Source organism: Alteromonas stellipolaris (assembly GCF_001562115.1).
In the GTDB taxonomy this organism is placed as follows: Bacteria; Pseudomonadota; Gammaproteobacteria; order Enterobacterales; family Alteromonadaceae; genus Alteromonas; species Alteromonas stellipolaris.
In genome coordinates, this window is the sequence record NZ_CP013926.1 from 729,011 (window position 1) to 745,098 (window position 16,088).

7 protein-coding genes are annotated in these 16,088 nt (G+C 44.1%); 1 reads left to right on the plus strand and 6 read right to left on the minus strand.

Annotated features, from left to right (window positions below):
• The first annotated feature begins 113 nt into the window (after positions 1–113).
• The gene (locus tag AVL57_RS03065; RefSeq protein ID WP_057794022.1) at positions 114–2,279 is read left to right on the plus strand and encodes a multiheme c-type cytochrome; all 2,166 of its coding nucleotides are present in this window, start codon (positions 114–116) and stop codon (positions 2,277–2,279) included.
• Positions 2,280–2,320: 41 nt separating this feature from the next.
• Here AVL57_RS03065 and AVL57_RS03070 read toward each other — a convergent pair whose 3' ends face one another.
• The 6 genes from AVL57_RS03070 to AVL57_RS03095 form a co-directional block, all read right to left on the minus strand.
• Positions 2,321–4,639 carry a hypothetical protein gene (locus tag AVL57_RS03070; RefSeq protein ID WP_057794020.1) on the minus strand — a complete coding sequence of 773 codons (2,319 nt, stop codon included), beginning with the start codon at positions 4,637–4,639 and terminating at the stop codon, positions 2,321–2,323.
• A gap of 302 nt (positions 4,640–4,941) precedes the next feature.
• Positions 4,942–6,651, minus strand: a complete 1,710-nt coding sequence (locus tag AVL57_RS03075) for a sulfatase-like hydrolase/transferase (protein WP_082604974.1) — start codon at positions 6,649–6,651, stop codon at positions 4,942–4,944.
• A 51-nt stretch (positions 6,652–6,702) separates the two neighbouring features.
• Positions 6,703–7,692: a LamG domain-containing protein gene (locus tag AVL57_RS03080; RefSeq protein WP_138118127.1), complete on the minus strand. Its 990-nt coding sequence runs from the start codon at positions 7,690–7,692 to the stop codon at positions 6,703–6,705.
• A complete protein-coding gene (locus AVL57_RS03085; protein WP_057794018.1) occupies positions 7,682–9,199 on the minus strand; it encodes a tryptophan halogenase family protein in 1,518 nt (505 codons plus the stop codon). Before AVL57_RS03085 ends, AVL57_RS03080 begins: the two co-directional genes overlap by 11 nt.
• Before the next feature lie 62 nt (positions 9,200–9,261).
• Positions 9,262–11,802 carry a hypothetical protein gene (locus tag AVL57_RS03090; RefSeq protein WP_057794016.1) on the minus strand — a complete coding sequence of 847 codons (2,541 nt, stop codon included), beginning with the start codon at positions 11,800–11,802 and terminating at the stop codon, positions 9,262–9,264.
• Positions 11,803–11,813: 11 nt separating this feature from the next.
• Positions 11,814–15,359 (minus strand): TonB-dependent receptor, encoded by a 3,546-nt coding sequence (locus AVL57_RS03095; RefSeq protein WP_063457212.1) that lies wholly within the window; start codon positions 15,357–15,359, stop codon positions 11,814–11,816.
• Positions 15,360–16,088 lie beyond the last annotated feature (729 nt).

Consider the following 16,088-nt stretch of genomic DNA (forward strand, 5'->3'; position numbering starts at 1 on the left):
CCAGAAAACTTGCAGCCTAAGTAAATACCTTTACGGTAACCTTGCGTTAAACTATCAATGCAAAAAGCTGCTTCATTTTCAGCTATTAGTAAAACTATAACCGTCGAGCCCTAATGAAGTATTTTACGTTTTATTGCTTATTCATACTTAGCCTGCTGTTACTTTCACCCTTATCCGCTAAGGGAAATACAAACTGCGTTGGTTGTCATCAGCAAGCCGTGTCTAACTGGCAACAATCTGATCATGCGAAAGCTATGGATGTAGCTGAAACACAGACTGTATTAGGCGACTTTTCAGGTGTGGAAGTTACCCACTATACCCAAGTTGCTAAATTCTACCAAAAAGACCAAGGCTTCTATATCCACTTTACAGAAGCTGGGGAAAGTACTCAATATCGCGTTAAGTACACCTTCGGACATTATCCATTACAGCAATATTTGATTGAAGGAACTGACGGAAAAGTTCAGGTGTTCCCTTTCGCTTGGGATTCCCGAGTTGCAGAGGATGGCGGGCAAAAGTGGTTTCCCATGTATGAACAGGAAGATATCCAGCCAGCCGATCGACTGCATTGGTTACAGCCGCTGCAAAATTGGAATGGTATGTGTGCCGATTGCCATTCAGATGGTTTAACCCGTAATTACGACGTTGAACACAATCAATTTGACACCAAATGGGACAACATTAATGTGGGCTGTCAGTCATGTCACGGTAAAATGCCCGACCACGCTGAAACTGCCTCATCAGGTCAGCTGTCTTTGTCGTTAAGCGAACAGAAAGCCATAGGGCAGTGGCTGATAGATGACGGAGAAAAAATTGCTTCTTGGCATGGAGAGCCCAGAGATAACACCTTTATGGAAACGTGCTTTGCCTGCCACTCGTTACGCACGCCAATCACTGATGGAATAAAGCCGAATGTCGCCTTTCTCGATCAGTTTTTGCCATCGCTGTTAGTTCCCCCTATGTATCATGCAGATGGCCAAATTAAAGAAGAGGTGTACGTTTACGGTTCTTTTTTACAAAGTAAAATGTATGCCGCGGGTGTTAATTGTCTCGATTGTCATGACAAACATACGATGAAAATTAAAGTAGAAGGTAACGGGTTATGTTTGCAATGTCATAGCGCTGAGGTTTATCAACAACCTGCCCATATTCGTCATGAGATTGATTCATCGGCGGGGCAGTGTGTGAGTTGTCATATGCCAGAAACAACGTATATGGGAGTGGATGCTCGCCGTGATCACAGTTTTAAGGTTCCACGTCCTGACCTCAGTATTAAGTACGACACGCCGAACGCATGTAATGGATGCCACCTTTCTCAAACACCAAGCTGGGCTGCAGATATTATTACGCAATGGCGCGGTGCGTCTGTACTTTCAGCATCTCAGGGTGAAGATTTTCTTGCGCTTATGCATGAAGGGCGCTTGCCGGTATCTGCGCACTTTTCCCTTATCAATAACGCAGAACTTAGTGAAATAGTGCGTGCCAGCGCGATAGCGATGTTACCAAGCAGTGTTGCCGAACTCACTGACAAGGATATAAAAGCGTGGGTAAATTCACAGCATGATCTTATTCGGTTCGCCGTTGCTGGTGTAGGGCAACTACTGCCAGTAAAAGAGCGTTTAAAATCTTATCGAACACTGTTAGATGACAAGTTAACGGCGGTGCGACTGACTGCAGCCAATCATTTGCTGGATGCGGGTTTAAGCCACAACGACAGTTTCAAAAATGCATTGCAGATATTATTAAATGCTAATGAAGTCTCAATGTGGCGTGGGGAGTCTGCACTTAACCAAAGTATGGTATACCTGCAATTAGGTAAGTTTAAAGACACGGTGAAAACGTTACAGCATGGTATTAACGTTGACCCATATTTTGTGCCGAACTATGTAAATTTAGCCGATGTGTATCGCAATACCGGGGAAGGGAGCAAAGAAAGCCTGATCCTCGAAAAAGGCTTAAAAGCGAACCCTACGTCGGCGGTTTTGCACTACGCCCAAGGTATGTCTCTTATACGCCAACAGAAAAAGCCAGATTCTATTCAGGCATTTCGTCAGGCGGTTAAATTAGCACCTGAGAATGTACAGTACGTATATGTGTATTTCCTAGCCTTGGATGGCATTGGACAAACGCCACTAGCGCTACGGGAGCTGAAGCTGGCTTTAAGTCGCTACCAGTATCACCCACAATTACAGCAGTTGGGTTTCAATTTCGCACAGAAAATGAATGATCTTGAAGCACTCGCGTATTTTCAGAAAATAGCAAAAAAAACGGCAAGGTAACTTGCCGTTGTAGATAACCATATAACCTTCACCGCTTAGGCTTACCGCTGATTAAATCTTGCTGGATATAAGGTGGTGTTAAATTCTCTTGCGGCGTTTACCATTTCTGTATAGGGAATGTCTGTAACAGAAACAAAGCCCACGTTATAGTTCTCTCCGTCAAATGCTCGACCACTAATAGGTGAGTCTACGTATTGGAACCAGTGAGCGCCTACCATGTTGGGATGGTCGACTACAGACTGCATATACTGCTGATACATTTTAGCCCGATCTTCTTGGTCGGCGGCGGCAACCAGCCCTGGGTGAAATAAACCCGAGTCAGTATTGGTCCCTATATGAAATTCGCCGATAATACTTGGCAGGTCTATATCTTCAATAAAGCGCCATTGTGAAGGTTGAACGCCCTCTTTGTATATATTAAAACTAAGTACATCGCTGTATCGTGTGGCTGCGCTAATCGTTTCATCTGGCATTCCCCAGCTGGCCATACGTGCGCCCATATAAAGGTGGTGTGGTAACGCAGTTTCAAGTGCATCATGCACCACTTTAAAGTATTGTTCAGATAGCATTTCAAGCATCATCGACAAATCCTTCTCGAGCGCAGCCGTAGGCTGTTGTGGCTGCCAGGCATTATTCAGCGCTTGCCATGAGGTGAATGAGGTGCCCCAACCTTCATTCAGTGAGTTCAATGACGAGTATTTTTGTTTTAACGCGTCAACAAACGCTTTTTTAGCAGGGCTTTCGTCAATGGAGTGAGATAGTGCATCTAAAATAAGCCCGTAGCGTTGTTCAAGAGTACCTTCTGTTCGACCCCAACTTTTTTCATTATCGACAAAAATTCCGATGCACCATGGTGAAGATTGTATTTCTTTTGCTATTTGATTGATGGTGACTTGTGCTCGACGCACAAATTCTGGGTCGAAGGAATCGGGCATTGAGTCCCAAACATCATGGACGGAACTGAGGGTTTTGAAGTCGCCGATAATCCATCCATTGGCGAAATATGGAACTTGCTCATTAGGGTAAAAGGCAGGATCTACCCAGTTCCCCATAGACGTAAATCCCCAGTCTTGAAACCGGTCTAAGGTAACTTCTTGCCACTTTTCTTCGTATGCTCCTGGGCTTGATTCACCATATCTGCGTTCTAAATTTGCGCGGTAGAAACTAAAGGTTTCTCCTGAAGTTAATGGTCCTGCGTGCACTGAACGCCTATAGCTATAATGGTCAGCTAAGGCGTCGTCGTAGGGGGGGAGCCAAGAAAACATCTCATGGCGTACTTCAGAAGCGATATAACGAGTATCCCGTACCGCATCTGAAACGTTCACTATACCCATAGAATCTTCAGGCGTTACTGCTTCTGGGTCGATATAGCGCACCGATTCATCTTTAAAATCAACGCCCGTCAGTGTGGTTAAGTTTGCCATACGAACGTTCGCTAACCCGTTAGAGAAGAAGAGGTAGCCATCTGGGTCAACCAACCACCATTTACCCTGCATTTTATGAGTACGGAAATAGCCCGTTGCTTCTAGTTTTGGACCCGCTTTCCAACCTCCGAAACGCGAGCGATCGGGTAATGGGCCTGACGCATTTAACCGGGTTAACTCTTCGTTGGCCTTTTCTTTTAGCTCTGCTTCGGAATGAACCTTTAAGGGGAAATCGCGTTTGGCGTTTTGCCCAAATTTATCAACGGTGTTTTGACGATACTCATCGCCGTAGTCAGGGTTCTCTCGTAGCCTTAGATTATCAATAGTAAGGCGCTTACTTACCATATTCCCTCGAGTATATAGACGGATAGCCTCAACCGAACTTAGGTCAAGCTTGATGCTGCCTATGCGAAAATGTGCCATTTGCTCGTTACTCTGCCACGCTTCCATTCGAGAACGCTTGTAACCTAGGTCCGTGTCTAGAACTTGACCATTTAGGACAAAATAGTAGGTAGATGTAGAGCCCGGGGGAATGATGACACTATGGCTAGCCTGATTTCCGCTCTCTGTCATTACACTAATATAAAGTTGGACAGATTCCTCTTCAGGATTAGTCGCTTCAAACGCCAAATTGATTTCTTTATGCATACTCCAATCCCAGTTTTGTGCTGGAATAAGTTTGACCGATGCTTCAGCTACGTCTCCTTCAAAGCTCACATGCAACGCCTTCCCACTATTAGGCGACATTGGTTGCACAGTGGCAGATGCAAATTCTGTTTCTATTTTGCCATTTAAGGGCACATCAAAACTATAGAGGTTGTCTATAACATTCTGAGAACTCGATGAAGGTAAAGACGTTTGATTTTTTTGTGTGTTGCAGGCGGCTAAGCTTAAACAAGCCACTGCGACTGCCATAGAAATACTATGAATTTTCATCGTTAAATTCCACCTTATTGTTTACAATATATTGTTAACAATAAGTAAAGCAGAATTTAACTTTTATAGCAATTGCTACCTGCGCAGTGTTCACTGCTGCGGGCGAGTTTTTGATGGTGTTTGCTTAAGCTGGCTGAGACTGAGGTAGTGCTCTTAAATGCTACTTCTTTTTGAAAATAGATAAGAAGCCAGACGATATACTCAGAGGCTAGTTAGCCCCATAAACGGTGCCGAGATACAAGATACTCGGCACCGTTTATGGGGCTTAATACAACGTAGATTCAGCCTAGACTAAGTTGAGGTTAATAAGGGTCTTTGGGTTTAAGCTCGATAATATTAGAGTAATCCACGATACTGTTTTCTGCCTTCCATCTTTCGCACATCGCGACTAACTTTTCGACCAACTCGGGATGTGATTTTGCTAGGTTGTTTGACTCCCCTGGGTCTGAGCTTAAATCATATAGCTCATGAGCAATGCCTGGTTTAGCTAAGGTTTGTAAATACCAACCTGGCTCTATAAGCAGTTTCCAACGCCCCTGATACACCACACTCTGCTGACCTTTATCATTAAAGAAGATAGCTTCTGGTGGAGACTGCTTTTCTCCCTTTAGCGTGGTAAAAACACTTCGTCCATCGGGTTTTCTCGGCGTGCTTCCATGAAACTTGTCTGGAAAAGGGGTTTGTGTAATTTCCAGTAGTGTTGGAAGTATATCGCCAACCCAAACGACGTTGTCAGAAATACGGTCTGCCGGAATAACACCAGGCCAGCTTGCAATTGCGTGGGTTCGAGCACCGCCTTCCCATAACAGTGCTTTAACGCCACGGTAGGGCACATTGAATAATCCATCGGTATGCGCTGCGGCGCCATTGTCTGAGAAGTACAAAATTAATGTGTTGTCGTATTCGCCAGACGCTTTCAATTCATTAATCATTTTACCGACGTTTTCATCTATCTTTTCCATCATTGCAGCATGTACCGCACCAATAAGTCGAAGCTCATCTCTTTTTTCATCCGACATCGAGCTTAGTAACTGTTTTGCACTTTGAGACGTAGCTTCTTCAGGAAAGAGACCAGAGGCAATCAAGCCTTTATAGCGCTCATCAACAAGTAGCTGTAAATCTTGATATCGCTCTAGGTATTTTTCAACCAGTTCCTGAGGCGCTTGTAAGGGTTTATGGGGCGCCCTAAATGCGGCGTACATGAAAAAAGGCTCTGGTTTTTGTGATGCTGCTTTGAGCATATCAACAGCACGATCGCTCATACCATCAGTAGCGTAAAAAGCTTTCTCAGACTTGCCATGGCACGCGCTGTACTGGCGTTTTTCAGCAGGACTTTTCGCATAGCAATGCATGTTATAGGTGTTTGAAAATACTAAGTCAGCCTTTTCATTTGATTCATAGTAGGGGTGATTATCTTTTGGGGTATAAAACAAGTTTCCTTGCGCACCCAGAAAAACGAAACTTTTTTGAAATCCTCTTTGAGGGGGAAGGGCAAGGTAATCTAGCTCCATTTCCTCTTGAGTTAATTCCATCGCGGTGTGCGTTTTATGCCATAGTGGTGCTAGTTTTTCTGGGTCATTTTTTATGTAGCTTCCACCAAGATGCCATTTACCGACCATCATAGTTTGATAGCCATTGTCGGCCAACAGTTCTGATATAAGCGGTTGCTCATAAGCAATACGCCCACGGTGAGCAGAAAAAGGGAGTTCACGGCTCCAGTCACCTACCACGCCACCGCCAAAGCCAACGTGGGCTGCATCGACACCTGTCAACAGCGATGCCCTTGTAGGACTGCACCTAGCATTACTATAAAATTGGCTGAAACGCATTCCACCTTTTGCCAACGCATCTAAGTTGGGAGTATCAATTTCACCGCCAAATGTGCCTAAATCTGAATAGCCTGCATCATCTGACAAGATGACCAGAATATTTGGGCGAGTGTCTTTGGCGAAGGTTGCTGCTGACAGTAAAGTGAGCATCGCTAACGCTGTATTTACTATGTATTTATTCATTATGATATTTACCTAAATTTCGAAGTCTTTTTATGTAAGCGTTTATCGTCATTAAGATGCGGGTGGTAAAGTTGATGGACGCCACGTTCTTATCCAATCGTATCGTGTGGTTCGTTGCTCTTTTGTGCCGGTCACTACCATACCCCCGTCTTCAGGAACTGGGTTCCAATCGTAGGTTTCAATCGCCATTTGATAGAACGCTGGTACATCCCAATCCACGCTCGGTTCAATTGAATAAACGTATTTCCCGTCAAGATAAAAACGAATTTCTTTGGCTGACTTCCACCATGCCGCGTAAACAAAATAACGTTCATGATTTTGTTCGGGCAAATACTTAATACCTTGAATTTGCACCTTTTCGGGATTGTGTTTATTGACGCGGTGAATCGCATTGGAATGAAAGATGTGATCCCAGTTTTTAGCCCACTCGGTAGCGTCTGGTGACATCTTCCCCACACACTCTTGAATATCTAATTCAAGTTTTTTGACGCCATCAGATTTCGTCATCAGCCAGAATGTAGAAGACATTTCAGTAGCATTCGCTTTCATACGGGCTTCGTAATACCAGCCTGGCTGGCCGGCTTCAAGAGAGCGTACAATTGCGCCTTGATACTTATATTCTCTTCCTTTAAGTTCAGTGGTTTTCTCTAGCGGGCTCACTTCAACATTCATTGAACCGTTAGATACGCTGACATTCTCAGGTTTAAACAACCCCGGTGGCCGACCAATCCACATCCAGCCATTCCCCACGGGCTCTATTTGCCATTTATTAAGGTTGATGGCGTTGCCGTTAAACTCATCTGACATGGCATCTACCCGTGACCATTGCATGCGTTCAATTTGTGGCGCGTGACCGGAAACAACAAAAGGGGCCGTGGCAGCACTGTGGTGCTTGTCGCTGTCTGGGTCAACGGAAGTGACCGAGTCGGCGCAGGCTGTAAGAAAGCCAATCGCGGTACTTAATATTAAAAATTTTACTTTGTGAGCGACTAATTGAATTCGTTTAATAGCCAATGATGGATTAGCTTGCCTAATATACATTTTGCACTGATCCTTGTTGATTTGCTGACACGCTGGATTGAAACTGCGCTACACAGTGATTGAAAAACGCTTTCATGTTGGCTTTTGATGTCTGAAACTGCTGGTTTAGAGATGGGTTTTGATAATGGGCGGAGGGGAAAACCCCCATGCCTGTTAAAATCACGTGCCATGATAGCGAAGGGTAATATTGGCTAATATTTTGGCGTTGTAATTCTTGCTCTAGATCCCCGCCTTGGCTCCATATTTCAAGTATACTTCTTAGGGAATCAGAGATGGCCACATCTCCTCGACAATCACGCCAGTACTGAGTGTCGTTGCGGTTATTTGCCAAGTAGTGCAGCAATACATAATCACGAATATGGTCGAAGGCGGCATTGATGCCGTTATTTACATTCTCTTGATAGCGGGAAGTGAAGTTCCCTTTTTCAAAGTGTGCGATAAACTGCTCTATGGTGATAAGCGTCATTTGTAGGCCAGTTGCCTCAAGGGGTTCAATAAAACCCTGTGACAAACCAACAGCTAGGCAGTTACGTTTCCAATGGGCCTGATTTCGACCCACTCTCATCTTAATGTGATGGGCAGCAGTTCTGGCATTATTAATACCCGCAGCATTTCTTAGCTGTTGTTCGGCTTCATCGCCCGACAGGTGGTCACTGCTGTAGACATAACCGTTACCGGTACGGTGAGTTAGCGGTATTTTCCAACGCCAACCGCAAGGCATGGCCGCTGAAAGGGTTTGCGGTAAAAAAGGGGCTTCTGCTGCACTTGGTATCGCGACAGCGGCATCATTGTGCAACGAATCACGGTAGCTGATAAAAGGTACATCGAGTGCTTTTTGCATCAGCAATGAACTAAACCCACTGCAGTCCACAAAGAAATCGGCTTCAATGCGTTGGTTCGAATGGGTTTGTATTGCGGCAATATCACCGTTAGGGTGTTTCTCTATCTCGAAAGCCTTATCGACAAGGTATTTAACACCAGCACAAAGCGCTCGTTTTTTAAGAAAATCTCCCAGTAATTTGGCATCAAAATGGTAGGCGTAAAAAAGCGTATGTGAGAACTGTCCAGTGGGCAAGGGGAGCTTTTTACGTTTTGTCATGTGGGTCATCAAAAAGTAATCGTCAGGGTGGACTGATATATTCAACCCTTGTCTTCTTAACGCCACGTGCTGTTTGAATAAATTAAAGTGGGGGTTATCTATGTCGGTAGCGAAGGGGTGAAAGTAGCTTTCAAACCCTGGCTTTGTTGTCCAATCGGTAAACCTAATACCATTCTTATAGGTAGCGTGACACTGAGGCATCCATTCACTTTCGGGTATGTCCATTTGCTCAAAAAAACGACGTATATAAGGTGTAGAACCTTCTCCCACACCAACAGTAGGTATATCAGGAGACTCCATTAAAGTAATAGAGAAGCCCTGCTTACTCCATGACTTAGCCATGAGATTAGCGGCCATCCAGCCCGCCGTCCCACCGCCTAAAATCAATATCTTGTAGGTCTTTACCATTAAATATGCCCCTGTAAACAAAAAAGGAGCCCCAGTGACACGGGGCTCCAAAGGCCAACGGATTAGTGTTTCGGTACGGGGTACATAGAGATGTTGTCGATTTGCAGTTCATCTCCAGGGCGGATATATAAAGCTGGCTGCACTATTGTCGAGGTCCAATCAAAGTTAACATCACTGTTAATGCTGCCACCAAAATAGGCACTGTCAGACGTGGTATCAATATGCATATAGTAGGTTGTCCACTCAGTAGGACTGCGATTTGCAAAGTCGACACGCTTACTAAAGTTGTTACCACCGACTTCGAAAATACCGAACTCTATAGGGATAGCACCAGTGTCAGAGGTATAAGAAGGGGTTCTCATATCAAACTGGATAATATAGCGCATTCCATTTTTAACCGCGCCTTGAGGGAAGAAGTTAGGATCTAACTCAATACGCTGGGTCTCTGCAGTATTATTGGTGATTTGCAGTCCATAATCTGCACCACTTGGGTTCGCAGCTCTGTTTGCATCTAGTGTTGCTTCAATGCTTGCTCCGCCGGTTATGCTCCAACCTTGGGTAGAAGGACTTAGGAACCGTCCATTGGCAATCATCTGACGTACTTGACCGCCGCTTTTCACTTTGATCATCGCCACGTCATCGAACTGAGTGTTCTGATTCATCAGTAGAGATAAGCTCACCGTTTCTTCGGTAGTCGGGGCGAAGTAGTCTGAGGCGCGCAGAGTGGTAATGCGTTCAACCCAGCTATTAGTGACACCTAGCGCCGACTGGAACGTTAAGTTCTCAACCGCGTTGTTGCGGTCGAAGTTGTCTCCACGATTCAGTAAGCCATTAAGTGTGTTCCACTGACCCGCTGCAACCTTGGCATAAACACTGATATAAAACAGATCATTTTCATTAAGCTGATTTTGTTGAATACCCGTTGTGCCCAGGGTGGTGAACATTCCATCTTGCATACTACTAAGGCTGTAGTCGCCAGAGTGCTTTTCAGCATCAGTTACTATCAAGTTCTCTTCAGTGGCTGCTGAAGCAGGGTCGAGTTGGAATTTCCAAGCACTTCCTTCTAAAGAGCCTGACTCAAAGCCCGGGTCGCTCTGTGCGCCCCTTGCTGCGAGGTTTGCACTTACACCATTAACGGTAATATCAACACGGCGTTCTTCGGAAGTCATCGAGCCATCAGTAATCTGATAGGTATACGAGAAAACTTTAGACTCACCAGGCGCTAAATAAGAGAAATGATAGGGGTCGATGGTAATGTTACTCGTACCAAAGAAAACGCCATACTCGGCTTCGGTAGCGCCTACTGGTGTTATCCCAATTGCTGACATTTCATCTCCGTCCAGCTCTATTGCCCCTTCTAACAAATTAATGTTAATAGGGTCGCCAGTCGTCTCAACGGTTTTCTCAATGCCTTCAAAGAAGACAGGGGCGTTCTCTTCATCGGCGCCAAGTACAGTAATTTCAATTTCTCTTGAGGTTACGTTGTTACCATCTGTGATATCAAAACTGACAAGTACATCTACCACTTCACCAGCGCTCAGAACATCAGCTAAAACGGCGGCATTAATCGTTAGATCAGCACCTGTGACTAAACCTGTGACAGGGTCTACACGCTGAACAAAAGACGCAAAGCCATCCGGTATTTCCATACCATTTGATGCCGTTACGGTGAAATTCGTAATACTAAGGTTTTCTCTGGCGTATAAGTTGTTGATGGCACTATAAAACGAAGCCAAATCGCCAATTTCTCGTTGCCAAGCTAAAGCATCATAGATGTCTTGGTCGTATAAACCCGCTGTCATATCAATGGTAGTGACGCCTGATTTTTCAGAAACCAAGAGCGAAGGTGGCTCAATGGGAATTTGGTTGCCATCAGAGTCTAAACGTGGCGTTCCATCAGGGTTGGTTTCTATGAACGAAGGAGCTTTATCTTCACCGTTTACGATGGCAACTAACTGACGACGTAACGTGTTTTCTCCATCAGTAATTTCGTAATTAATTCCCAGTTCTGCGGTTTGTCCTGTAAGTAGAATGGGAGCAAAATTTCGAGGCGTTACACGTAAGCTATCTGCAAGAAACTCGAAGCCGAATATTGCTTGGTCAACAATCGGTAGATTTTGATATTCACGAATATCGGCAGCGATGTCAGGGGTAATAGTATTGCCTGACTCCACGCCAAATTCTGCAAGGATAGGGTCACAAATATCAGGGAAGTTAACGGCATCGACCGTGGTATTCGCACAATTAGGACCAGGCCAAATGAAGGTCACATTCTTAACTGATAAGGTATCACCATCAGGGTCGGTAACCCCAGCCAGTAAATCTATGTCAAAGAAGTCTACTGTTGCGTTGGCATCATACGGGTCTGTAAATGTGTTTTCAGATTCATTAAAACTTACTTCCCATCGTACCACCTCTTCATTTTCGGAAGTCACGACCATGGCTTGGCCGCGATCTGTGTTTAAGGCTTCAGCATTTAACTGGGGTGTGCGGTTTGCGCCACTTGCACCTGAACTATCTGAACCGCTGTCGCTGTCACCGCCACAGCCTGTTAAGGCTGCTGTAATAGAGAGCGCAAGAAGCGCCGGTAGTTGTCTTTTCATTATCGGTACTCCTAGAAGTCTATGCGCAGGTCTAAACGGAACGTGCGACCAGTTTTGTATAATTGTTGTGTTCTTGATTGTGTCACGCTGCTGTCTTCCAATGGGTTGCCTTCGTCATAGAGCACGGCGACTTCTTGACCATCGATAATTTGAGTATCACCAAGGTTAATAGTGCGACTAGTAAAGTAGTTACGGGTTTCTTCATCCGTTAAATTGATAGCTTGGAAAGAGACACGCATGGTTTTCGATATTTGATAGCTTGCGGTTAAGTCAAAAAGAAGACTTCCGTCTCGCCACAGCGAACCTTCGTTCCACGTTCGCTGAATCAACTCATCTGATTTACCGCGCATTGCTAAGCGTATTTGATGACCCCCTTTCTCCCAGAAAACAGTAGCGTTGTAGCTGTGTTCTGGAGTCCAAGCTTGTGGGTACTGTGGCAGTGCTTGGGTGGAATCAAAAGAGGAAAACTCTGCATCTGTTTTACTATCTTGATAGGTATAGTTAACCTGAGCGCCTAGCCCAGACCAAATGCCGGGTAAAAAGTCGTAGGTTTGTTGATAGCTTAACTCTAGCCCTTTTATTGACGCACCTGCGCCATTTCTTAAGCGTGTGGCGGTAAATTGTGAGCACCAACCAATTAAGTCATCTGATTCGTCAAACCACCAATCTGCTTGAAGGTCGCTAATGTTGCCACGATCTGGGAAGCAGGCTGCATAACCTACACCGTCAATGGCGTCAGGGTTTTGAAGGTTTTCTCGTACTTGAGCTTCTGTCAGAATTAACCCGCCCACATCATAAGGTTGGGTTAAGTCGACGTGACGTAAATCTTCGGCGTAAACAAGCGCGGCTTCACGTTCTTCAAAATTGGATAGATCTTTATAGAAGAATGCTGCCGACAGTAAACTCGTATCGTTAAAGTACCACTCTAAAGATATGTCGAGGTTGTTTGACTCTTGAGGCATAAGCTCAGGGTTAAACAAGTTGATGTTGCCGCTTGCTGCGTCATTTGGAGACCAAAAGTTCTCATTTAGGTTGAAGCCTGGGCGCAGAGAATCAATGTTAGGACGTGAAATTGTTTTTGATACGGCAAAACGACTGATTAAATCATCACTAACCTGATAGTTAATATTAAGGCTAGGTAGGAACATGTCATATTCGTTGGCGCCTTCAGTGGCAAACGAAACTAATGAGCGGTCTTCAGGGTTATTAGGATCGTCACCCCACACATAAAATGGATGTCTAGAAATGTCTTCATGACGGCTTAAGAAAAATGAACCTGCCGCACCTTGCAACGCCAATGGGTCATAACAAGGGTAACCTGAAGGGTCTGCTGCCAATCTAACAGGGGTATCTCCAGTTAAATCCCAACCCAATCCGTCTAGTCTGTTGTAACCTGCGAATTGATCAACAATTCTAGGATTACCTGGAATTTGGCACTCAGGGTTATTCACGAAGTCACGTAATTGACGAAACATAAAGGGGTCGAATACACGACCAAATACGTTATCCCCAGCAAAGCGTGCACTGGAGTTACCAAGGCTACTGGATTCAGTTTTTATATAACGTACACCTACATCACCCGTTAATCGGCCATCTAGATACTCATAATTAAATTTCACATAAGCCGCTTGATGTTTTAGCTCTGTTTCCCGATAGTTGCCTGGGTCAGGATTCAAGGCAAGGTTATCAATACCAAATGCTTGCTCTTGAAGTAACTGCGCTGATACCAAAGGCCAGCCGTCAGTTGCAGCACTCATAGGAACACCTAAAGATTGCATGAAATTATCGTAGGGAAAGGCATCTGATAGGGTGTAGTTTGCAGTTGGTACTGTGCCTAAATTTTGCCCTTCTTGTAGTACTTGTTGCCCCACTAAGTTACCGTCTGCGTCGAAGATATCTACGGTCACGGCTCGTGAGGTATTGTTGAGATCGTAAAATTGGTCATCGACCGTTTTCACCCGTTTACGATACTTGGCGCCAAACTCCACTTGCGTAATACCTGCAAATTCAACATCCCAATCAAAATCGACGAAGAACGTCTCTTGCTCGTCATCTACCTCTCGGTCTAGCAAACGGAAGTTGTTGGTATTGTGCGAGGCAATGTCATCTGGGTTCCACGCGGTATTAGAGGTATTATCAAATTGATTAAATGGGTCATTTTCTGAAATTAAACCATCACCAAAAACCATCTGACATACGCCAGAGGTGCAATCGTAACCAGCCGGTTGAATACCAGTATGAGGCTCTCCCTCTGGGCCAGCGTATAACCGCCCCATTGCTGGGTTTGCACCATTGAGCAAATACACAGTAAAACTCTGGTCGGGGCGCTCTGAAGTTTTTGAGTAGTTTGCGCCTGCTTCCATACGTAAATTGTAAGTAAGCTCTTGTTCAAGAGTCAGCCCAAGCTGAATGTTAGAAGTATCTTCACCTCTATCGGTATGTCGGTAGCCACCATCTGCAAAACGTCTGAGCTGACGAGTTACTGTGCGAGTATCTGTGTCGACATTTGTCCAATCTAGGGTGGGGTCTGAAAACGTAGGGATAAAATCTTGGCCATCAATTTGAACTGCACTGGCTTCTCCCTCTACAAAGTTTTCACGTTCGGGAAAGGCGTTACGGACAATAATGCCGTTGGTGTATTGTTCACTGCTAAATTGGCTGTAATTGAAATCTAGAACAATATTAGTGGTGTCAGTGGGTAAATATTGAAGGCTACCATTTACGCCAAACCGATCTCGGTCATTTTGGAATAGGCTATACTCGACCTCTGTAGGGGCAATAGCGGTATAGTCGGTTACGATATTTCCATTTTGGTCATAGGCAGCGGCGATATCACGTTTTTGAAAATCATTAATTCTCATTTCATCGCGACGAACCGAATTTGTTTCTGTGTAACCCTGAATAATAAAGCCGAATCGTTCGTCTAAGAACTTTTCAGAAAATACACCTGATATTTTATAATCTTCGTTCTCTGAAAAGTCATTATAGCGCCCTTGAATTGTCAGAGCGCGCCGGTCATTCTTAATGTCAAGAGGGCGTGTAGTATTAAGGCTAATTGACGCTCCAAGTGATCCTTCATCGTGATCGGCACTGGGAGTTTTAACAACATTTATACTAGATAAAATATCTGAAGAAAACGCACTTAAGTCAACGGCTTGGTTGAAGTCAGAACTAGTAAGTTGAACGCCGTTTAGGGTAATCATATTCTGATTAGGGTTAGCGCCGCGAACTGTTATTCGGGTACCTTCGCCATCTTCAGATTGTACGGAAACACCGGTAACCCTTGAAAGCGCATCAGCAATGTTTTGGTCGGTAGATTTTCCAATATCTTCAGAGAATATAGAGTCAGAAACGTTTTTAGAGTTTCGCTTCTGTGACATTGACTTAATCAAGCTGCCTTTAAAGCCACTTACAGTAATAACCTCGACAGTCTCTTCGTCTTCTTTCTTGCTCTGTTTCTCTTTTTCAGAGACCTTAGTCTCACTCGATGAAATCTGGCGTTCAATATCGTTATTTTCTTGCGCGCCAACATATGCCGATGGTGTGATTCCCAACATTGCAAGCGCCAGAGCACTAAGTTTAAACTTTGGTCCTGAATTAATCACGCGTACCTCCCATAGACGAAATAAAGTAGCTTGGTTTTTATGAGCACTATCCTTCGTCCTAAGTTTCTAATGGTTTTCATCCCAGCTTCGCTTGATGCCTATCCCGTGCTTACTGCAAATTACGGATTCTACCTCAGCAAAACATGTGTATAACAATTGTTTTACAATTATTTCGTTAAACCATAATACTTAATTTTAACAATGTAAATGGTAAATAGTTTTTTGTTAACAATGTGGTGGATTTTTAGAATGGTTTTTTTGAGTATTTTTGTAATTAATATTCTGATTTTTATGGTTTTTATATTCAATAAGCTTAATGTTATGTAATTTCAAAAATTAACAGTTTCATTTGGATTTTCTTTAAAGTTGACCATTATTCTAGACTTTAGTATTAACGAGAGCCTTACAGGCTATGGTTTTTGAAACGTTTTATGGACTAGGCCATACAGGGTTAGGGATGTTGATATCGCTGAAATCGATGCGTTGCTGGAAGTTACGCTAAGAGGAGAGCTGAAATAGAATTAGCTATTTTAATGAGAGAAGGCGTTAATCATAATTTAATTGGAGTCTCTCTTAAGCTAGTTTAACATTTGATAAACATTTAATTGTTGACAATTTGGCGCGGTGAGTGGTTGAATTACGTGAAATAAATACAACAGTTACTACAAATAGCTGAGAGAA

What these genes read in the sequence shown, in the direction of transcription:
- AVL57_RS03065 (WP_057794022.1), top strand. Translation starts at nt 114, where the DNA reads ATGAAGTATTTTACGTTTTATTGCTTATTCATACTTAGCCTGCTGTTA.
- AVL57_RS03070 (WP_057794020.1), bottom strand. Translation starts at nt 4,639, where the DNA reads ATGAAAATTCATAGTATTTCTATGGCAGTCGCAGTGGCTTGTTTAAGC.
- AVL57_RS03075 (WP_082604974.1), bottom strand. Translation starts at nt 6,651, where the DNA reads ATGAATAAATACATAGTAAATACAGCGTTAGCGATGCTCACTTTACTG.
- AVL57_RS03080 (WP_138118127.1), bottom strand. Translation starts at nt 7,692, where the DNA reads ATGTATATTAGGCAAGCTAATCCATCATTGGCTATTAAACGAATTCAA.
- AVL57_RS03085 (WP_057794018.1), bottom strand. Translation starts at nt 9,199, where the DNA reads ATGGTAAAGACCTACAAGATATTGATTTTAGGCGGTGGGACGGCGGGC.
- AVL57_RS03090 (WP_057794016.1), bottom strand. Translation starts at nt 11,802, where the DNA reads ATGAAAAGACAACTACCGGCGCTTCTTGCGCTCTCTATTACAGCAGCC.
- AVL57_RS03095 (WP_063457212.1), bottom strand. Translation starts at nt 15,359, where the DNA reads ATGTTGGGAATCACACCATCGGCATATGTTGGCGCGCAAGAAAATAAC.